Below are 19,937 nucleotides of genomic sequence, written 5' to 3'. Positions count from 1 at the left end.
GAAGATCGCGACCGGCTGTCAGGTACTCGATCAAGAGTTACCGCTCGGTAGGCTTGGCGCATGGACTTCGCCACCGCTGACCTGATCGACGACTTCGGCGACGAGCTGCGCTCCTGCGAGACGCAGTTCCGCCAGTACGGGGGCCGCGCCGCGTTCGCCGGGCCCGTCGTGACCGTGCGCTGCTTCCGCGACAACGGCCTGGTCAAGAAGCTGCTGAACACCCCCGGCGAGGGCCGGGTGCTGGTCGTGGACGGCGCCGGGTCGCTGGCGTCGGCGCTGATGGGCGACATGATCGCGGCGGCGGCGGTGGCGGGCGGCTGGGCCGGCGTCGTCATCAACGGCGCGGTGCGCGACGTGGCGGTGCTGCGCACCCTGGACCTCGGCGTCAAGGCGCTCGGCTCCAACCCGCGCAAGAGCGCCAAGGACGGCGCGGGCGAGGTGGACGTGCCGGTGACCTTCGGCGGCGTGGAGTTCCGCCCCGGCGACCGGCTCTACAGCGACGAGGACGGCATCGTCGTCGCCGAGCGCGACCTGCTCGGCTAGCCGGCCGGCCAACCGGGCGGGGCTTGCCAGCGTCCTGCGGCGAGCCTCGTCCAGTTCAGCCGTTGATCTTGTGAGCGCGCCCTTCCTACCGTCTCGGTAACCACCGAGACAGGGGAACCATGCGCCTTGGAAAGCGAGTGCTGGCCACCGCGGCGGCGATCACGCTGACCGTGGGCCTGGCGGGCCTCCCGGCCGCCGCCCAGCCCAAGCCCCCCATTCCCGAGCCCACCTCCAATCCCTGGCAGATGCGGCACTGGCCGCAGACGCAGCCCTGGCAGCGCGGCCAGCAGGTCCGCACCTTCGCCGCCGGCGGGCCGCGGCCGATCGACCCGCAGAACTACGAGCTGCCCGACACCATGACCTGGGACGACTACAAAAAGATCCCGGGCACCTCGTGGGCCGATCCCGCAGTCAAGGGGTCGGTGAAGAACTTCAAGGGCGCCGTCGTGCTGGTGGACTACCCCAACCAGGACTTCGTGGTGACCAAGCCGAAGAACTCCACCATCTTCGGCAACCCCTCCCTGGTCGGCGGCGTGCCCCGCGACAAGGTCGCCGGGTTCTACCAGGACTTCCTCAACAAGCCGCAGCAGCTGAACCACGGCCACACCCTGCACGAGTACTGGATGGAGGACTCCGCCGGCCGCTACGGCGTGGACCTCACCGCGTTCGGCGCCTACCGGATGCCCGCCAAGGACCACGAGTACGGCGTCGACGACTTCCAGCAAGGCACCGGCTGCCCGGCCGGCGACACCTGCCACCGCGACATCCGCAAGGACGCGCGGGCCGCGTGGATCGCCGACGTCGGCGAGGAGACCGCCAAGAAGTTCGACTTCGTCTTCTTCCTCTCGGCCGGCCAGGACGAAAGCTCCACCTGGCAGGAGTTCGGGCAGATGAAGTTCCAGAACAAGGAGGACGTCCCGCCCGAGTGGGGCTCCGGCGACCCGGCCCTGCCGAACTGGGTCAAGACCCGGTACGTGGACTGGACGTCGTGGCAGGCCGGCTCGACGCTCTGGCCGAACGCGGTGACGGGCAGCTCCACCCAGGCCGAGAGCTCCGGCATGGGCGTCTTCGCCCACGAGTTCAGCCACATCCTCGGCATCGGCGACAACTACAACAACCCCTACGGCGTCCCGCCGCGCCGCTCCTACTCGGGGCCGTGGGAGATGCTCAGCCGGGGCAGCTTCAACGGGCCGGGCGGCCCGCACAGCCGCTGGACGATCCCGGCGACCGGCGGCGCGTCCATGGGCGCCCAGCACATGCTGCGCAACAAGCTGAAGCTCGGCATCGTCGACCCGGCCAAGGTCCTGCAGCTCGACCGCGCCGGGCTGGCCTCGTCGGGGATGGTCGTCGCCAGGGTCACCGCGCGCTCGGTGCGGCCGGGCGCCAGGGACCTGGCGGGCATCAACCTCAAGCTCGGCGAGGGCGGCGACAAGAGCCCGGCCTGCGACACCGCCACCGACCCGCGCTGTGACGGCGGCAAGTACGACAACTACACCATCGAGGTCGTGGACCGGATGGGCTTCGACTCCTTCACGCCCGACTCGGGGGTGCTGCTGGCCAAGACCAAGGACCGCGACAGCGCCCCCTTCATCTGGATCAAGGACGCGAACCCGCAGGACATCGACAAGGTCGACTTCGTCCGCCCGGACGGGACCCCGCAGAAGATGACGATCGGCGACTACCGGCAGCTGTCGGACGCCCTCTTCCACGCGGGCACCAATTCCGGCAGCCAGTACGAGTACGTCGACGAGGCCAACCGGCTGCACTTCTACGTGCTGGACCTCAAGCGCGATCGCCGCGGCGTGCTGTCCTACACCGTCGCGATCCGCTCGCTGGACGGCGCCGGGCCGCAGCGGCGCGGTGTGCGGCTCACCCCGGGCGCGGCCCGCCCGGCCGGGTCGGGCTGGGCGAAGTGCACGATGCTGCTGCGCAACACCGGCAGCGGCGGCGAGGGCCGCACCGCCTCGGACGTGTACCGGCTGAAGGCGGCGGTGCCCGGCAAGGGCTGGACGACGTGGGTGCCGAACGAGCTGGCCACGGCGAAGGCGGGCGGGGTGACGGCCGTCCAGGTGTGGGCGAAGCCGGGCGCGGGCGCCGACCGCAAGGCGCGGCTGGCGCTGACGGCGACGTCGGAGAGCGACGCCGCCAAGACGTCCACCGCGAACTGCCACCTCGGGTAGGACCCCGGCGGGGCGGCCCGGGACGACCGGGCCGCCCCGCCGCCTCAGGCGTCGACCAGCACCCGCTCGGGCGCGGCGGCCTGGCGGCGGTCCAGCGCGACACCGAGCGCGACCGTCCCGAGGGCGCCCGCCGCCATCGCGGCGCCGACCCACGCGACCGCCGGGTATCCGAACCCGGCGCCGATGACCAGCCCGCCGAACCACGGCGCGAGCGTGTTGCCGACGTTGAACGCCGACGTCACCGTCGCGCCCGCCAGCGTCCGCACCTCGCCGACGTTGGCGTAGACCCGCACGCTCACCGCCGGGTTGGTGGCGAGGCCGAACGCGCCGAGCAGGAACACCAGCGGCACGACGGCCGCCGCGTGCCCGGCGGTGAGCGCGAGCGCCGCCGACGTCACCGCCACGCCCGTCATCCCGGCGGTCAGGGTGCGGACGGGGTGGGCGTCGGCGACCCGGCCGCCGATCGCGATCCCCGCCAGCGAGCCGACGCCGAACAGCGCCAGCACCGCCGGGACCCACTTCTCGGCGAGGCCGGTGGTGCCGGTGAGCAGCGCGCCGAGGTAGCTGAACGTCGCCATCATCGAGCTGAACGACAGCGCCGAGGTGCCGTAGGCGGCCCACAGGCCCGGGCTCGCCATGCTGCGGAACTCCGCGCGCAGCCCGGGGGCCGCGGCGTCGGGACGGCCGCCCGGCAGCGTCCGCGCGACCCCGGCGGCGGCGAGGGCCGACAGCGCGGCGACCGTCCAGAACGCGGCCCGCCAGCCGAGGTACTGGCCGAGGAAGGTGCCCGCCGGCACCCCGAACACGGTCGCGACGGTGATGCCGCCGATGACGATCGCCAGGGCCCGGCCCCGCGCGTCCGCCGGGACCAGGTCCACCGCGGCGACGGCCGCGACGCCGAAGAACCCGGCGCTGGCGACCGCGCCGATCAGCCGGGTCGCCAGCAGCGGGCCGTAGCCGGGGGTGAGCGCGCCCGCGACGTGCGCGAGCACGATCACCGCCAGGAAGAGCAGCAGCGCGCTGCGCCGGGACCAGCGCAGCGTGGCGAGGGCGAGCGCGGGCGCGCCGACGACCATGCCGAGCGCGTACGCCGCGATCAGCAGGCCCGCCGTCGGGACGGACACGTGCAGCTCGGCGGCCATGTCGGGGAGCAGGCCGGCCAGCATGAACTCCGAGGTGCCCTGGGCGAAGATCGCGAAGCCGAGCATGTAGACGGCGAGGGGCATCGGTGGCCTCCCTTGTTTTGGATGGGACAGTACAAAATGAGGGCGTGCAAAAGAGGACGGCCGCCGGCCGGCGCCGTCAGAGCGCGTGCAGCGCGCCCGCCGCGATCGCCTCCAGCGCCGGCCGCCCGGCCCCGGACCGCGCCGCGACCCGCATCCCGCTGACGGTCGCGATGACGAAGTGCGCGAGCTCCACGGGGTCTCGTTCCGCGGCGATGTCCCCGTCCCGCCGGCCCTTGTCGAACGCGGCCCGCAGCGTCTCCAGCCGCCACCGGTAGTCGCGCCGGAGGATCTCGGCGACCTCGGGGTCGCGCGGGGCCAGCTCGACGCCGGTGTTGACCACCAGGCAGCCGATGCCGTCCTCGGCCTCCTCCGCGACGATCCGCGCGAACAGGGTCGCGACCTTCTCCTGGACGGGGAGGCCGCTCTCGAAGAGCTCGGCCGTCCGCGCGTTGGCGGCGTCCATGTAGTGCCGCAGCGCCTTCTGGAACAGGTCGTGCTTGCTCTTGAAGGTGTTGTAGATGCTGCTGCGGCCGATGCCGGTGGCCGCGCACAGCTCCTCGGTCGAGGTCGCCTCGTAGCCGTGCGCCCAGAAGGCGCGCATGGCCGCCTCGACGGCCTGCGTCTCGTCGAACTTCCGCGGTCGCGCCATGGGGCGACCGTAACATGTTTTGAACTGAACGATCCAATACAGTCGGCGGAAGATCATCCTTGACGGGCCCGCGAAGCCGCAGTAGGTTCCCCGGCGTGGCACTGATCTTTCTGTGATTCCTGACGGCGTGACCCTCCAGGCGTTCGAGCTCCGCTCCGCCGGTCACGCCCGTCGCGCGCCCAGGGCCCCCTTCCTTTCCTGCTGACGCCCTGGCGTGCGCGTTCCCCACCCATCGCTTGCGATCGGCTCTGCCGGGAACCAGGAGTCACGCGCCCATGCGTACCGCCCATATCCAGCTCTCCGACGTCACCAAGCACTACGGCGACCATGTCGTGCTCGACCAGGTCTCCTTCACCGTCAAGGCCGGCGAGAAGGTCGGCGTCATCGGCGAGAACGGCGCGGGGAAGACCACGCTGCTGCGGCTGATGGCCGGGCTGGAGTCCCCGGACAACGGGACGGTCGCCGTCACCGCGCCCGGCGGCGTCGGCCATCTCGCCCAGACGCTGGACCTGCCCGCCGGCGCCACCGTCGCCGACGCCATCGACCACGTCCTGGCCGGCCTGCGCGACCTGGAGGCCCGCATCCACCGGGCCGAGGCCGCGCTGGCCGGCGCGTCCCCCGCGGACCTGGCCGCCTACGGCGACCTGCTGGCCGAGTTCGAGGCGCGCGGCGGCTACACCGCCGACACCCGCGTCGACCTCGCCCTGCACGGCCTCGGCCTGCCCGCGCTCGACCGCGCCCGCCCCCTCGCCACCCTGTCGGGCGGCGAACGCTCCCGCCTCGCGCTCGCCGCGACGCTGGCGTCCGCCCCCGAACTGCTCCTGCTGGACGAACCCGGCAACGACCTCGACGACGACGCCATCGCCTGGCTGGAAGAGCACCTGCGCACCCACCCCGGCACCGTCGTCATGACCACCCACGACCGGGTGTTCCTGGACCGCGTCACCTCGACCGTCCTGGAGGTGGACCACGACCGGCGCAAGGTCGCCCGGTACGGCAACGGCTACGCCGGGTACCTGGCGGCCAAGGCCGCCGACCGCGCCCGCCGGCTCCAGGAGCACGAGGCCTGGAAGGCCGACCTGGCCCGACAGGAACGGCTCGCCGCCACCAACTCCGTCCGCCTGACCGCGATCCCGCGCAAACTGCCGCGCGGCTTCAGCGGCGCGGGCGCCTTCCGCGCCCGCTCCCGCGCCCACGGCGCCATGAGCCGCATCCGCAACGCCCGCGAGAACGTCCGCCGGCTCACCGACGACCCCGCGCTCCGCCCCCCGGACCCGCTCCGCTTCATGGCCGACATGGACACCGCGTCCGAGAGCCCCGTCGCCCTCGAACTCACCGGCGTGCGCCTCGGCGACCGCGTGCACGTGCCGTCGCTGCGGCTCGCGCACGGCGAGCGGCTGCTGGTGACCGGCCCGAACGGAGCAGGGAAGACGACGCTCCTGGACATCATCGCCGGCACCCTCCGCCCCGACCACGGAACGGTCGTGCGCCCGGCCGCCATCGGCTACCTGCGCCAGGAGGAACCCCTGCTCCACCCGGACCGCCCGGTGCTACGCGCCTTCGCCGAAGGCCGCCCCGGCGAACAGGAGGAACACGCCGAAACCCTGCTCGCCCTCGGCCTCTTCCACCCGTCGGACCTCACCAAGCCGGTCGGAACGCTGTCCACCGGCCAGCGGCGCAGGATCGCGCTGGCCCGGCTCGTCACGGCCCCGGCCGACCTGCTGCTCCTGGACGAACCGACCAACCACCTCGCCCCCGCCCTGGTCGAGGAACTGGAGGAGGCCCTGCACGCCTACACCGGCACCGTCGTCATCGTCACCCACGACCGCGGCCTCCGCGCGGCCTTCGAGGGCACGCACCTGACCCTCCCCGCAGCCGCGGTGCACCACCAGGCCGCCTGACCTCCGCCGGGCGGGCGGACCGCCCCGCCCGCCCGCCCGGCCCACTCCTTGACCACGTGAGGCGACCAAGACACATGGGAGAAGACACTCCCGCGACCTACCGTGCCGTGCTGGCCGTCCGTGAGGCGCGCCGGCCGTTCCTGGCCAGTTGCGTGGCACGGCTGTCGTTCGCCGCCCTGCCGCTGGCCCTGATCCTGCTGATCCGCGACGCCACCGGGTCGTTCGCCGTCGCCGGCTTCACCTGCGGCGCGCTGTCGTGCACCCTGACGCTGCTCGCGCCCGCCCGCGCGCGGCTGATCGACCGCCGGGGCGCCCGGTACGCGCTGCGGCGGCTCACGGCCCTGTACCTGCTCGGGCTGGCGGCGCTGGTCGCGCTGGCCGAAACAGGCGCGGACAGCGCGGTGCTCATCGCCGCCGCCGCGCTCGCCGGCGCCTTCGCCCCGCCCCTCGGCCCGACGATGCGGGTCCTGTGGGCGAAGATCCTGCACGAGCGGCGGCCGTTGCTGCAGACCGCCTACGCCCTCGACTCGGTCACCGAGGAGGTCGTGTTCACCACAGGCCCGCTGCTGGCCGGCGGCCTGATCGCCGTCGCCTCCCCACTGACGGCGATGCTCACGGTCATGGCGCTGATAGGACTCGGCAGCACCTGCTTCGTCCTGTCGCCGGCCACTCGCGACACCACCCCGGCCGACTCCGAAGAGCACCGCGCTCGCAGCCGCCCTCTCTCGTTCCCGGGCATCCGGACCATCGTGCTGTCGTTCGCCGGGGTCGGCCTGGCCGTCGGGGCCCTGGACGTCGGCCTCCCCTACATCGCGGACCGGGCCGGTTCTCCCAGCGCGGGCGGGGTCCTGCTGGCGCTGCTCTCGGCGGGCAGCGCGCTCGGCGGCGTCTGGTACGGCCGCACACGGTGGCGCAGCGCCGCGTCCAGCCGGTTCGTGCTGCTGGTCATCGCCTTCGCCCTGACATTGCTGCCGCTGTGCCTGACCGCCACCCCGAGCAGGGCCGCCGCGGCCGTCTTCGTCGCGGGACTGACCCTCGCCCCCCTCTTCACCACGGCCTACCTGCTGATGAACGACCTGGCCGCCGCATCGAACTCCTCGCCCACCGAGGCCAACACGTGGGTGTCCACGGCCAACAACGGCGGAACCGCCGCCGGAAGCGCACTCGCCGGCCTCCTCCTCGACTCCCACGGACCGGCCCTCGCCTTCACGGTCACCTTCCTGGCCGCCATCGTGATCGCCGCCGTGACCGTGCTGCGCCGCACCACCCTGGCGCCGTCCTCACAGACCACGTCCCGTCCTGCCGTTCGCCAGTGATCCAGACGGTCTTGGTGGTGCTGACCTGCGGCGGGCCGGGGTGACCCTCGAACTCCCGCTGCCAGGGAACCCGTCCGGACAGATCCAGCGCGGTGAGCACCGTCCCCCGAATTCCGGCGGGACTCTGTTGCGGCTCCACCACAGGTCAGCGCATTGACCTGTGGTTCCCCGCTGCTTTGCCGCTCGCCGCAGCCTCGGGAGTTCGAGGCCGTCAGATCGTCAGGCCACCGGAGACACGCAGGTTCTGGCCCGTGATCCATTGCGCGTCGGGCCCGGCCAGGAACGCGACGACGTTGGCGATGTCCTCCGGACGTCCCAGCCGCTGCAGTGGTGTCAGGGAGACGGTGTGCTCGATGGCCTGCTCCAGATGCTCTCCGGCCGCGGCGCGCATCATGTCCGTCTCGGTGGCGCCAGGGGTCACGCTGTTGACGGTGATGCCCCTGGGACCGAACTCGTGGGCGGCGACGGCGGTGATCGACTCCAGCGCCGCCTTGCTGGCGAAGTACAGGGCCAGACCCGGCACCGCGCCGGAAGAGGAGATGTTGATGATCCGTCCCCCCGCGCCGAGCCGCTCGGCGGCGGCCTGGACGACGAAGAACGGCCCCTTGGTGTTGACGGCCATCACCTCGTCGAAGTCGCTCTCGGTGGCGTCGCAGATGTTCCCCATCGGATTGATCGCGGCGTTGTTGACCACCACGTCCAGACCGGCGAGGTTCCGGTCGACCTCGCCGAACAGGTGCGTCAGGTCCTCCAGGCGTCCCTGATCGGCCCGGACGGCGATCGCCCGGCCGCCGAAGGCCGCCACCTCGGCCACCACGTCCTCCGCCGCCGCCTGGTCGCGAACGAAACTGAAGACCACTGCCGCGCCCTCACGGGCCAGCCTCACCACGATCGCGCGCCCGATCCCTCGCGACCCGCCGGTCACCAGTGCCGACTTGTTCTCCAGCGTCCCCATGCCGACTCCTCATCATCGACGACCCCCTGATCGGGGCGCCTCACAGCACAAGGTCGTAGCGACAGGCCCGGTCTCGACATCCGCGCCGAAAAAGATCGATCGGTGTGCGATGCGGGTGCGGGAGAACGAACGTCTCGCCGACCCCGACATAGGCGAGCCGGGCTTTCTCCCGCTCACCGGTAGCGACCGCCGTCGAACGGGGCTTGCCAGTTATGTAACAGCGTTCTACAGTCAAATTACGTTGATCTATAACTCGCGCACATCGTTCCACTGGAGATGATGATGACCAGGACGACGGCTGGAACCCGCCGGGATCCGCACCCTGCGCCGCCGTGGGCGCGCGGGGACGCGGTGGTGATCGGAAGCGGCATCGGCGGCCTGCTCGCCGCCCGGGTCCTGCTCGATCACTTCGACCGGGTCGGCCTGCTCGACCGGGACCGTTTCCCCGAGACGCCGGCGCACCGGTCCGGGGTGCCGCAGTCGCATCACGCGCACGGCCTGCTGCTGCGCGGCCGGGAGATCATCGAGGGGCTGTTCCCGGGGATCGAGGAGGACCTGAGGGCGGCCGGGGCGACCGTCGAACGCGACCGCGTGCCGTTCCAGGTGGTGTCGCCGTTCGGGCCGCTCCCGCTCCCGCCCCTCGATGCCGAGTTCAGCGTCTACAGCCGGTTCCTCCTGGAGTGGCAGATCCGCGAACGGCTGGCCGCGCACCCCCGGCTGCGGCTGCTGGAGGGAACGGAGGTGGTGGGCCTGGCGGCCCGGCCCGGCTCCGAGCGGGTCACCGGTGTGCGGGTGCGTCATCGCGGCGCCGACATCGACGCCGTCTCCGTGCTCGCCGCCGACCTGGTGGTCGACGCGAGCGGACGCCGCTCCAAGACGCCGGACTGGCTGCGCGAACTGGGCTACGGCGAGGTGGCCGAGGAGACCATCACCTCCGGCATCGGCTACGCGTCGCGTTTCTACGCCAAACCCGACGGGTTCCCCGGCGAGTGGTCCGGGATCGTGGTCAACGGCCGGGCCCCCGGCAACCCCCGGAGCGGGCTGGTGCTGGGCATCGAGAAGGACCAGTGGCACGTCACCCTCGGCGGGTTCGCCGGCGCCGCGCCGCCCACCGACGAGGCGGGGTTCCTGCAGTGGGCCCGCGACCTGCCCGACCCGACGGTCTACGAGTGCATCCGGATCGCCCGCCCGCTGACCCCGATCCGGGGCTATCGCACACCGGTCAACCGGCTGCGCCACTTCGAGCGGCAGACCAGGTGGCCGGCCGGTTTCGTGGCCACCGCCGACGCGGTGTGCGCGTTCAACCCGATCTACGGCCAGGGCATGACCGTCGCCGCCACCGACGCGCTGGTCCTGGACGAGTGCCTGCGCGACCACGCCGACCCGCCGCGCGGCGGCGTCCGGCCCGGCTTCGAGCGGGAGTTCCAGCGCCGGCTGGCCAAGAACGTCGCGGCCGCGTGGACGGTGGCCGGCGGCGAGGACCTGCGCTGGCCGGGGATCGCCCTGCACGGGGCGCGGCCGCGGCGCGGCGGGAAGGCCGTGCGGCGCTGGATCGACCTGGTGCTGCGCGCGGCCGTGGCCGACCCGTACCTCTCCGGGAGGTACTTCGACCTGATCATGATGATGGCGCCGCCGGCCACGATGCTCGGCCCCCGGGTGCTGACGCACGTCGCCCGGGCCGCGATCACGGGAAGGCTCGGCGTCCCCGGCCGGGAATTCGGCCTGACGGACGCCGCGCTGGCCGCCGTCCGCGCCTTTCCCGACGCCGGCGACATGTCCGCGCGCGCCGGCTGACGGCGGCGTGGTTGCATGGCCGCATGCCCTCACCGCCGTCGCCTGCCCCGTTCCCGACATCGACCCGCCGCCGGGGGCGGAGATGAGCCGGGGGCGGACGTCGGCGCTGGTGGTCCGCGAGGCGCTGCTGCGGGCGGCCCGCGAGCTGCTCGACGAGCGCGGCCCCACCGGACTGGCGATCCGCGACATCGCCGCACGCGCCGGGGTGGCCCCGATGGGGGTGTACAACCGGTTCGGCTCCAAGGACGGCATCCTCAACGCGCTGCTCGAACAGGGGTTCGCCGAGCTCGCGGCCGTGGTCACCGTCCGCCCCGACGCCGCCGACCCCCTCGGCGCGATCACCACCGGAATGGGCAACTACCGCGCGTTCGCGCTGGCCAACCCGGCGATGTACCGGTTGATGTTCGATCAGCCGAACGCGGGGTTCGAGCCGTCTCCGGAGGCCCGCATGATGGCGCTCGCGACGTTCGAGCGGCTGATCGACGCGGTTCAGCTGGGCATCGCGACCGGGCACCTGCGGCCCGGTGCCCCCGAAGAGATCGCCCAGCGGATCTGGGCGGCCTGCCACGGCGCGACCAGCCTGGAGCTGCGCGGTATCGCGTTCATCTCCGACCACGACGCCCACTACGCCGCGCTCGTCCGCACCCTGCTGCGCGGACTCGCCGCCCACCCCGCCCCCGAGGGCGAGTCCTGACCGCCCGGCGTCGCGGACTTCCAGGACAACGTGCACCATTGCAATCCGAGAGCGGGGCCGCTGTTCCAGCGGTTCATGATCGAAAAGCTCGGCGTCGACGTGGGCTGGTGATGCCGGACATGCCGTTCGAACCACTGCTCTTCTTCGCGGACGCGGGGAACGGGGACCTGTTCGCGCTCCTCTCCGAGATCGACCGCCCTGATGTCTTCGTCTGGAACCACGAAGACGACAGCCGCACCTGGGCCGCCCCGAGCCTGACCAAGTACCTCGAATGGCGCCTGACAGGGCAGATCGAGCTGTAGCGGCTTCAGTCGCTGTTGCCGCCCATCAGTTCTGATCCGCGGTAGGCCGCCAGGAAGCGCCGGTCTCGCGTTCGAACGTCGGACGCACGTCGACGGTGTCGTACACGATGCGGAGAGTGGCGATTCGGCCGTCCTCGGCGAGTTCGGCGAGGTCCACCACGTCGAAGGGGGCGGCCGCTCCCGACGGTAGACGCCAGTCGAAATGGAACCAGAAGGAGATCAGTGCGGTGCCCTGCCGGGTACGGCCCTCCGTCACGCTGCGCAGCGTGAGACGCGAGCTGCCCGTGCCGGCGAAGAGTTCGGGATAGAACTCCGTGGCCGGCTTGGGGCCGTAGAGCGGCGAGTGCACCACCGCGCCGGGGGCGAACAACTTCAGCACGGCCTCGGTGTCGGCTCGTTCCAACCCCGCCAGGTACGCCGACACCAGCTCAGCAGCAGACATGCCCTCTCACTCAAAGTTGAGCCTGGTCAAAGGCCCATTGTTCCATCGGGTCGATCTCGAACACGCCCCGACCCACCTCACCTCGTGGCGGAATCGGCGGTCAGTGCAGGACGATGCGCTTCTGCTGGTCGCCCTTGATGAGCATCGCGTCCCTGGACGCGTGGGAGAGCAGCAGGACCGGCGCGTTCCGCGACTTCATCAGCTCCTCCAGCTGGTTCGGCAGGCTGCCGGACTGGGCGGAGTCGCGGAGCAGCACGATGTTCAGGACGGGCGCCAGCCTGTCGGTCACCATGTCGAGCATCCGGGAGCCGGGCACGCCGGCCACGATCACGAACGGCTGCGCGCCGCGCACGACCCGGTCGGCGAGTTCGCGCACCTCGTCGTCGGTGCGCAGACAGGGCAGGCCGGGCACCGGCGGCGCGTCGTCCTGGCCGACGATGGCGACGGCCTCCTGCCGCTCGGCGGCTCGTTGGACGATCCGTTCGAGCAGTCCCTGGACGGCGACCGACGGCAGGCCGGTGACGAGGAGATGCGGTTCGTCGGCGAAGTCGAACTCGACGGGCAGCGAGGTCTCGGGATCGCTGCCGAGCAGCACGGATGGGGGAGTGACCGCTGCTGCGAGGTTGAGCTCTCCTGCTGTGACGGCGTTCCAGAATTCATAGTGCTCGTCGTCCCTCGACCACTGCCAGAGCACCCGGTCCGGGCTTTCGTTGCGTGACGCGGTGAGGTGCCATGTGGCGGCGGGGAACAGATCCGCTGGTCCGCTGGATTCGGCGAACACCAGTACCTGGACGTCGGTGTCACGGGCTCGGTCGAAGAGGAAGGAGAGCGAGCGGGCGGACGTGTCCCAGTCCGCGACGTTGACCATGATGAGCAGCCGGCGGAGATCGGTCTTCATGGACAGCACGGCCGCGGCGGCCTCTTCGAGCAACGCGTTGAACACGCCGATGGTGTGCGGCGGGAAGCCGTCCCCTGGGGCGACGCCCATGAAGGCCAGGCTTCCTTCCGTGGGGTCCTGGGTGTGCGCCCAGGCCCAGGTGATCGTGTTCAGCATGAGCCGCAGTTCGGTGGTGTTGCCGGTGATCAGGCCTGGACCCGGGGGAAGGGCGACCGGTTTCCCGGTGGACAGGACGCCGATCTGCGGCGTCCCGCCTCGGGGGTTCAGTGCGGGCAGCTCCGGTATCCGGTGGGGCGGGAGCAGCGCGGCCATTTCCTGGAGGAGGAGGGAATGAGACTCTCTTTCTGGTGGTGCGGACGGATGGAAGCGGATCGCGTCCTCTCCAGGGGATTCCCACAGGGCTTCGCCGGCCTCTGTCGTGATGCGCCAGAAGCGTGCGCCGGGCAATTCCGCGTCCGAGATGGAGCCCACGCAGACCAGCAGCCGGTGGCCGTTCGCCTGGGCGCGGGCCAGCAGTACGCGGAGGAGGTCGTTGAGGCGGCGCACGTGGACGATGATCAGCAGGCGCGGAGAGTTCTCGTCATGCGTCCGCAGGCGCGCCTCCAGGTCCTGCCGGAACGGTCGCAGGTACGTCTCACCTTTCCAGAAGGCCACCGTGTGGGGGAGTTGCACGATGTCCTGGAGCGTGTGCGCCCATTCGGAGGCCAGCACCATCTGGAGCTCGGACGGGTGCCGCCGGGCGGCCAGACCCCAGGCGATCGCCCGGAGGATGTGGTTGCCATCGAGGTCGGGGTCCACGATGACGCCGTCGCCGGGATCCTCTGCGGAGAGTGTGAGCACCTCGCCGTCTGGCAGGGTTCCGATGGGAAGTTCCGTGACGGGCCTCGTCCACAGCTCGGTGATCTCGCCGGGCACCACCACTTCGGGCGGATCCGAGATCAGCCGGAAGGGCGTCGGCGCTCCGTTGTCGACCGCCAGATGCGGCCGGTCGGAGACGACCGCGCGCCCGAACAGCGCCTGTGACTGCGCCGCCGTCAGCCGGCCTGCCGAGACACGCCAGTCCATGAGCGGCATCAGCCGGCTCCAGGCGGTGCTCCTGCGATCCAGTTCCGTGGCCGCGAGCAGCAGGTGGATACCGAGCGCGCGGCCACGCTGCGCCAGCCGCAGCAGCGTCGCCAGGAGTTCAGGCTGGTTGGACGGCAGGGTCAGCGAAAGGTCAAAAATTACCACCAGCGAAAATGGTCGCTCTTCTTCCAGTTTGATGAGCCAATTATTCAGGTAGGTTAGCGCGTTCTGGAGCCCGGTACTGTTGCCTAGCAGTTCTTCAAGACCAACAACGGGGTGAGGGAGTCCTATATTACCGCCGAGCGGATGCGGGCCAAGTCCGAAGCACATTAGCTGGAATTCCTGCATCGGATACTTGTCGATCAGTGCGCGGACGAGTGCACGCATTACGGCCTGTCGCCGGGCAGGCTCACCGACGACCAGTCCGTGCTGCCCGAACCTGTCGTGGTCGAGCGGGTTCAGTTCGACCGCCGCCCCCTGCGGGTCGGTGCCGATCACCACGCGCGGGGTTTCGGCCTTGATCAGCCATCGAACGATGGTCCGGGCCGGAGCAGGGGCGGCGACCTGGAGGTCGCCGAGGTGACCGGTCCGCCGCGCGGGGTTGTCCAGCCCGCCCCGGCCGCCTTGGTCCTCGCGCAGCGCGAGGGTCCAGGCCAGCCCGCGCACGGGGATCGCAAGGCCGCCGACGTACTCCCAGCCGGTCGCCATGGCCACGTGGACGCCGAGGTCGCCGGAGCGGTTGATGATCTCTTCGGCCGGGACGCCGGACAGCCCGTCGATCAGGATGAAGGTCGCCTTGCCGCTCCGGCCGTTGAGGGAGGCGCTGCGAAGGTCCCGGACCAGTGCGTCCAGGCCGGCCCGGTCGCCCGCGCCGACCACCCTGCTCACATGGGGCAGTTCCGCCAGTTCCGCCAGGCGGCCGGAGCCGTGGTCGATCAGGACGAGGTCGATGTCCTGCGGTGGGTGGGAGAGGGCGAGGGAGAGCGCGTAGGCGCACAGCGCCGCCGTCTTGCCGCTGCCCGGCGGGCCGCTGATGATCCCGAATCCCGGTTCGTCCGGGAAGTCGGGGAACAGGGGGCCGGACGGCAGGCCGGTCGCGCGGTCCAAGCCGATCGTGACGGTGCGGGGCGGCGCGGCGCGCAGTGCCCGGAGCGCCGGGCCGAAGTCCACCTCTTCGGCGGGCAGTCCCAGAAGTCGCAGCAGGTCGGAGTTCTCGGTGCGGTCCAGTGCCCGCAGCCGGTCGATCAGTGCCGGGACGTTCGGGGAAGGCCGGACCTTGCGCAGCAGCGCGGTCGCCTGGTCGGCGGTGAAGCGCAGGGCGTCCTGCTGCGTGGACTCGGTCGTGGCCAGCCAGTAGAAGGTCGGTGCCAGCTCGGGCACCCAGAACGTCCCCTCCGGTCGGGAGCCGAGGATCAGCGCGATCTCGGACGGCGCCGCCGCGATCCGGCGGAGCACCGCCCGCAGCCGGGGTTGTCCCTCCAGCAGGTCCGGGCCGTCGTCGAGCACGACGACCAGCCGCTGTGCCGCATCCGCCGGCCGGTCGCCGTCCATCCAGGCGTCCAGGTACTTGGCCAGCCACTGCGGCGAGACGGGTCCGTCGGTGCCGACGGGCCGCAGGACGGACGGAAGCCCGGCCAGATCGGCCAGGCCGTCGCCGAGCAGCGCGATGGAGACCTGCTCGGGCGAGGCGGTGAGCGCCACGCCGAGGATCAGTGTCCGCAGCACCTCGATCCGGCTCGTTCCGATGACCACACCGACATGGGGATCCCTCGGCAGGTCGTGTCCGAAATCCAGCCATGCCGCCTGCCCGTCCTCCCGCACCCCGATGGGGACACGGGCCGGGGAACCGCCACGAAGAGCGCCGATCCGCTCGGCGAACTCGCCGGGCTCCTCCGGCGAAGGCAGCCCCAGCAGCTCGAGCAGTTCGTCCCCCCGATCAGGCGCGAGCAGCCGCCGCGCCTCCGCCCCCAGCCGCGCGAATTCCGGCGCCAGCGACGGCACCACCCGGTCCCCATCCGGCGACCTCAGCAAGGCCGGAAAGGTCTCCGCGGCTGTTCCGGCCCGCCGGGCGATCTCCGCCGACACCGCCTCCAGCACATACCGGGTGTGTTCCGCCTCGGGGCGCGGCAGCGTGTCCAGCAGCGCCTCCTGCGCCCCCGCCGCGAACTCGTACTGCCCCGGCGCCCCCTCCAGCGGCCGCAGCAGCCCGCTCAGCAGCACCTCCGCGAGGTGGGAGGGCCCCGAGAGACCGAGGACGCGGTGCTGGATGAGCCGCATGACCGGCAGCGACGGCACCGACACCGCCACGTGCGCCGCGAGTTCGGCGGCTTCCGGCGAGGCCGTCGCGAGGAACCGCCGTACCCGTTCTTCCACCGGCAGCGCCTGCTCCCGCCGCACCGGCTCCGGGCTGCCGGAGAAGGCGGTGAAGGACGCCATCGCGGTCGGTTCCGGCCCCGAACCGGCGACGAGCCTCGCCCACCCCGCGAACCAGCGCGGCTCGAACCCCAGCACCGGAACGGGCGTCCCCGCCGCTGCCTCCCCGTCATACGGCAGGAAGTCGAGTTCGGTGTTCGGGCTGCCAGGCCGCGCCAACGACGCAAGTCCCGGAACGGCAGGCGCAGCCGTGCGCCGCCACAGCCGTTCCGGCAGCGGCTGCAGAATCGCGGTCGGCCCGGCCTGCGCCCACTGCCGCACGGCGCGCCCCGCGCGCCCCCGCCACCAGTGCGGTCCGGAGCAGTCGCTCAGCAGCAGCACCGCATGGCGTCCGGACGGGTCGAGCAGCGACGAAGGCGGCCGGGGCGGCGAACCGACGCGCCCGCCCTCGTCCAGGAACGTCATCCGAACGTCCCGGAACGCCCCCTGCCGTACCAGCACCTCGGCCAGTTCCCGCGCCAGCGGCCGCCACAGCCGCATCGTCGGCCCGGTGTCCACGACCAGGCTGAGGCTCAGCCACCGTTCCGGCGCGGGCACCAGGACCGGCGCCCACTGCCGGGTCTCGGCGATGCGCTCGGCCGTCGCCTCCTCGTCCAGCTCGCGGCGCCCGCGCGCGGGGACGCGGCGTTTGAGCGGCCGCAGCGCCCGCTGCACCCCGAGCGGGTCGGCGAGCATCGGCGCGGTCGGCACCATGACGGCCGTCGCCGCGTCCCCGCCGACAGGCCGCGGCGGCGGCGGGGAGTGCAGCGGGGCAGGCGCCGGCGGAGCCGGACGGGAAGGCGGAGGCTGCGGTGCTTCCACCTGGGGCGCTGGAACAGGCGCCGCCGGCTCGTCATCAGGCGGCGCCCCACCCCCCATGTGCGCCGCGAGCCACAGCACCTCGCTCAGTTCCACCGCGTCCGGCTCGGCGCCCCCCACCGCCCCGAGGACGGCGCGCAGCCGCTCAATCGTCATCGGCGGCCCCGGACAGGTACGGCATGATCCGGTCGGCGAGCGCGAGCCGGTCGGCGTCGCCGGCGTGCCGGCACAGGTAGACGGCGTTGAGCAGCTGGTCGGTGGCGAGGGTCCCGGCGGCCGAGCGGGCGAAGAAGTGCCGCACCAGGTCGTCGCTGCGGTCGGCCAGTTCGCCGAGGTGCTCGCGGACGATCGCGGCGAGCTCGGCCTCCCCGGCGGGCTGCCGCAGCTCCAGCGTCACGCACCGGCGCAGGAACGCGGGCGGGAAGTCGCGTTCGCCGTTGCTGGTCATCACCACCAGCGGGAACGCGTGGCAGCGGACGGCGCCCTCGCGGACGGTGACCCGGGTCCGCCCGTCGGCGGTGAACACCTCGGCGGACGCCTCGGCGCGCCGGGCCAGCTCGGGGATCTCGTACTCGCCCTTCTCGAAGACGGTGAGCAGGTCGTTGGGCAGGTCGATGTCGCTCTTGTCGATCTCGTCGATGAGCAGCACCCGGGGGCGGGCGTAGGGGAGCAGCGCGGTGCCGAGCGGACCGAGCCGGATGTAGCGGCCGATGTCCTCGGCCGCGGCGGCCTCCTGCCGGGCCGCGTACAGCCGGGTCAGCGGGTCGTACTGGTAGAGGCCGTCGCGCAGGGTGACGCGGCTGGTGATGGGCCAGTGCAGCACCGGCCCGAGCTTCAGCTCGTGCGCGACGGCGTAGGCGAGCGTCGACTTGCCCGCGCCGGGCGGGCCGGTGACCAGCAGCGGTCGCCGCAGGTACAGGGCGGCGTTGACCTGCTGGACGGCGTCGTCGGACGGCAGGTACGTCCGCGCCTGGTGGGGTTCGCCGGAGTCGCCGGTGACGTCGGGCAGCACCGGCCCGCCGTCGAAGCGCCGCCACTTCGGCGGCTCGGGCAGCCGCGTGACGCCGTCGTGCGGGGTGCGGTCCCCGCGGTAGATCAGCCAGTCAGCGGCCATCTCACACCTCCATGGCGAGCGGCGGGTCGGGCAGCCGGGACGGGTCGTCCCACAGCAGGGTCAGGTCGCGGCCGCAGTGCGCGGCATCGGGGGCGACGAGCGCCTCGCGGCGCAGCGCGAGCGCGACCGCGGGCAGGTCGGCGGGGTGGGCGGCGGCGACGCGCGCGACGAGGGCGTCGCGCCGCCCGGCGCAGTCGTCGTGGCCGGGGTCGCAGGCGGCGCGCGGCCACAGCATCACCGGGACGCCGGTCTTCAGCGCGGCGGACAGCGCGCCCTTGGCGGGCCGGGCCCCGTAGACCAGGACGCAGTGCCCGGTGTTGGCCTCCAGCCAGTCCCGGAACGCGGCGCTGGGGCGCGGTTTGCAGCCGATCGGCTCGGGGTCGCTGCGGCCGCGTTCCAGGAGCAGCTCCCAGCGGCGTTTGGCCTGGTCCCACAGGATCGAGTGGGGGCGCAGCCGTTTCACGTCGCGCACCACGATCGGGTAGAGGCGCATCGGCAGCCGCTGCGCGCGGTCGATGTACCAGGTCTCGAAGGGCTTGCCGAGCCAGCCTTCGGGCACCGCGAACTCGATCATCCAGTCGCGGCGGCCGGCGACGAAGGCGGTGGCGTGCTGGACCTGCTCCTCCACGGCGGCCCGCACCTTCTTCTCCGGCACCCGCACGGTCTTCTGCGCGGGGCCTTCGGCGCCGTCGAGCCAGGTGTGCACGGTGAGGTCGAAGGCGCCGTCGTGGGTGACGCGCTCCAGCCGCACGATGATCGACGCCATGCCGCCGGCCGGGTCCGCCGGGCCGGGCAGGTGCCGCCGCGCCCAGTCGCCGAGCCCGGGCCGCCGCAGCGCCCGCAGGTAGCGGGCGAGCCGCTCCTCGGGCCAGCCTTCGGCGACGTAGCGCACCGTGTCCCACATCGAGGTGAACGGCCGCAGCGGGCGCCGGCCGATCTCGCGCATGACCGCGGCTTCGTCGGCGGGGACGCCGTCGAGCAGCTCGCGCAGCTCCCGCCGGGCCGCCGGGGTCAGCCAGGTGAGCGGCAGCAGGTCGTCGAGGGGCTCCCAGTGGCGGCGCAGCGACGCGACGGGCAGCATCAGGCCGGTGCTGCCGCGCTTGCCCTCGCGCAGTTCGGCGTCGGTGACCATGCCGACGACGTCGCCGGTGCGCAGGTCGTAGACGGCCGCGCCGCTGTAGCCGTGCTCCAGCCATTCGCCGGGCCCGACGGTCGCAAGCTGCCACCATTCCTGGTTCTGCACCAGGTCGGGGCCGGTGGTGACGGCGGCGTAGCGGGCCTTGCCGTCCTTGCGGCGCGGGAACCCGTAGGTGCCGAGGTCGGGCCGCGCGTCGGGGGCGGGCCGGCCGGGCGCGGCGAACCGGGCGGGCGTGATCCCCACGGGCTCGGCCAGCTCCAGCACCGCCACGTCACCGGGGTCGCCGGCGACCCGCCACCCCGTGCACGGCCGGACCTGCACCGGCAGGTCCTCGGCGACGCCGGGGAACCCGACCCGGACCTCGTCCATGCCCGCCACCACGTGCGCGGCGGTGAGCAGCAGGCGGGGGGAGACCAGGAACGCCGAGCCGATCTTGCCGCCGTTCGGCCCGCCGACCCAGGCCCGCCACTCCCAGCCCTGCACGCCGCG

The 19,937-nt window shown here is 72.5% G+C and carries 14 protein-coding genes; 7 read left to right on the top strand and 7 right to left on the bottom strand.

Going from position 1 to position 19,937, the window contains the following annotated elements; translation table 11 throughout:
- Window positions 1-60 precede the first annotated feature (60 nt).
- Window positions 61-543 (top strand): ribonuclease E activity regulator RraA, encoded by a 483-nt coding sequence (gene rraA, locus ACRB68_RS09205; protein WP_153531687.1) that lies wholly within the window; start codon window positions 61-63, stop codon window positions 541-543.
- Window positions 544-680: 137 nt separating this feature from the next.
- Window positions 681-2,723: a M6 family metalloprotease domain-containing protein gene (locus ACRB68_RS09200; RefSeq protein ID WP_328593953.1), complete on the top strand. Its 2,043-nt coding sequence runs from the start codon at window positions 681-683 to the stop codon at window positions 2,721-2,723.
- A gap of 44 nt (window positions 2,724-2,767) precedes the next feature.
- On the opposite strand, the gene ACRB68_RS09195 is transcribed toward ACRB68_RS09200, so the two are convergent.
- Window positions 2,768-3,949: a Cmx/CmrA family chloramphenicol efflux MFS transporter gene (locus tag ACRB68_RS09195; RefSeq protein WP_153531685.1), complete on the bottom strand. Its 1,182-nt coding sequence runs from the start codon at window positions 3,947-3,949 to the stop codon at window positions 2,768-2,770.
- Between the two features lie 76 nt (window positions 3,950-4,025).
- Complete coding sequence (locus ACRB68_RS09190; RefSeq protein WP_153531684.1) at window positions 4,026-4,598, bottom strand: TetR/AcrR family transcriptional regulator; 573 nt, start codon at window positions 4,596-4,598, stop codon at window positions 4,026-4,028.
- A gap of 275 nt (window positions 4,599-4,873) precedes the next feature.
- Here ACRB68_RS09190 and abc-f point away from each other — a divergent pair, with 275 nt between their 5' ends.
- Together abc-f and ACRB68_RS09180 are read left to right on the top strand one after the other, a co-directional pair.
- Window positions 4,874-6,499 (top strand): ribosomal protection-like ABC-F family protein, encoded by a 1,626-nt coding sequence (abc-f, locus tag ACRB68_RS09185; protein ID WP_153531683.1) that lies wholly within the window; start codon window positions 4,874-4,876, stop codon window positions 6,497-6,499.
- Window positions 6,500-6,573: 74 nt separating this feature from the next.
- Window positions 6,574-7,815 carry an MFS transporter gene (locus tag ACRB68_RS09180; RefSeq protein ID WP_153531682.1) on the top strand — a complete coding sequence of 414 codons (1,242 nt, stop codon included), beginning with the start codon at window positions 6,574-6,576 and terminating at the stop codon, window positions 7,813-7,815.
- Window positions 7,816-8,026: 211 nt separating this feature from the next.
- Here ACRB68_RS09180 and ACRB68_RS09175 read toward each other — a convergent pair whose 3' ends face one another.
- Entirely contained in the window at window positions 8,027-8,770 is a 744-nt protein-coding gene (locus tag ACRB68_RS09175) for an SDR family NAD(P)-dependent oxidoreductase (protein WP_153531681.1), read from the bottom strand.
- A gap of 351 nt (window positions 8,771-9,121) precedes the next feature.
- Here ACRB68_RS09175 and ACRB68_RS09170 point away from each other — a divergent pair, with 351 nt between their 5' ends.
- The 3 genes from ACRB68_RS09170 to ACRB68_RS09160 all read left to right on the top strand — a co-directional run bounded on the left by ACRB68_RS09170 (window position 9,122) and on the right by ACRB68_RS09160 (window position 11,560).
- Window positions 9,122-10,564, top strand: a complete 1,443-nt coding sequence (locus ACRB68_RS09170; protein ID WP_153531680.1) for an FAD-dependent oxidoreductase — start codon at window positions 9,122-9,124, stop codon at window positions 10,562-10,564.
- Between the two features lie 7 nt (window positions 10,565-10,571).
- Window positions 10,572-11,258: a TetR/AcrR family transcriptional regulator gene (locus ACRB68_RS09165; RefSeq protein WP_153531679.1), complete on the top strand. Its 687-nt coding sequence runs from the start codon at window positions 10,572-10,574 to the stop codon at window positions 11,256-11,258.
- 119 nt (window positions 11,259-11,377) lie between these two features.
- Entirely contained in the window at window positions 11,378-11,560 is a 183-nt protein-coding gene (locus tag ACRB68_RS09160) for an SMI1/KNR4 family protein (RefSeq protein WP_207709616.1), read from the top strand.
- Window positions 11,561-11,585: 25 nt separating this feature from the next.
- Here the strand turns inward: ACRB68_RS09160 and ACRB68_RS09155 are convergent, their stop codons facing one another.
- The 4 genes from ACRB68_RS09155 to ACRB68_RS09140 all read right to left on the bottom strand — a co-directional run bounded on the left by ACRB68_RS09155 (window position 11,586) and on the right by ACRB68_RS09140 (window position 19,931).
- Window positions 11,586-12,002, bottom strand: coding sequence for a nuclear transport factor 2 family protein (locus ACRB68_RS09155; protein ID WP_153531678.1), 417 nt, complete (start codon window positions 12,000-12,002; stop codon window positions 11,586-11,588).
- A gap of 100 nt (window positions 12,003-12,102) precedes the next feature.
- Complete coding sequence (locus tag ACRB68_RS09150; protein WP_268890278.1) at window positions 12,103-17,352, bottom strand: SAV_2336 N-terminal domain-related protein; 5,250 nt, start codon at window positions 17,350-17,352, stop codon at window positions 12,103-12,105.
- Window positions 17,342-18,310, bottom strand: coding sequence for an AAA family ATPase (locus tag ACRB68_RS09145; protein WP_153531676.1), 969 nt, complete (start codon window positions 18,308-18,310; stop codon window positions 17,342-17,344). The genes ACRB68_RS09150 and ACRB68_RS09145 overlap by 11 nt, the downstream gene beginning before the upstream one ends.
- A gap of 1 nt (window position 18,311) precedes the next feature.
- Window positions 18,312-19,931 carry a VMAP-C domain-containing protein gene (locus ACRB68_RS09140; protein WP_153531675.1) on the bottom strand — a complete coding sequence of 540 codons (1,620 nt, stop codon included), beginning with the start codon at window positions 19,929-19,931 and terminating at the stop codon, window positions 18,312-18,314.
- Between the last annotated feature and the right edge of the window lie 6 nt (window positions 19,932-19,937).

The organism is Actinomadura macrotermitis (genome assembly GCF_009604375.1).
Lineage (GTDB): Bacteria > Actinomycetota > Actinomycetes > Streptosporangiales > Streptosporangiaceae > Spirillospora > Spirillospora macrotermitis.
Note: the sequence above shows the minus strand (reverse complement) of the source record. Positions and strands in the feature narration are given on the sequence as shown.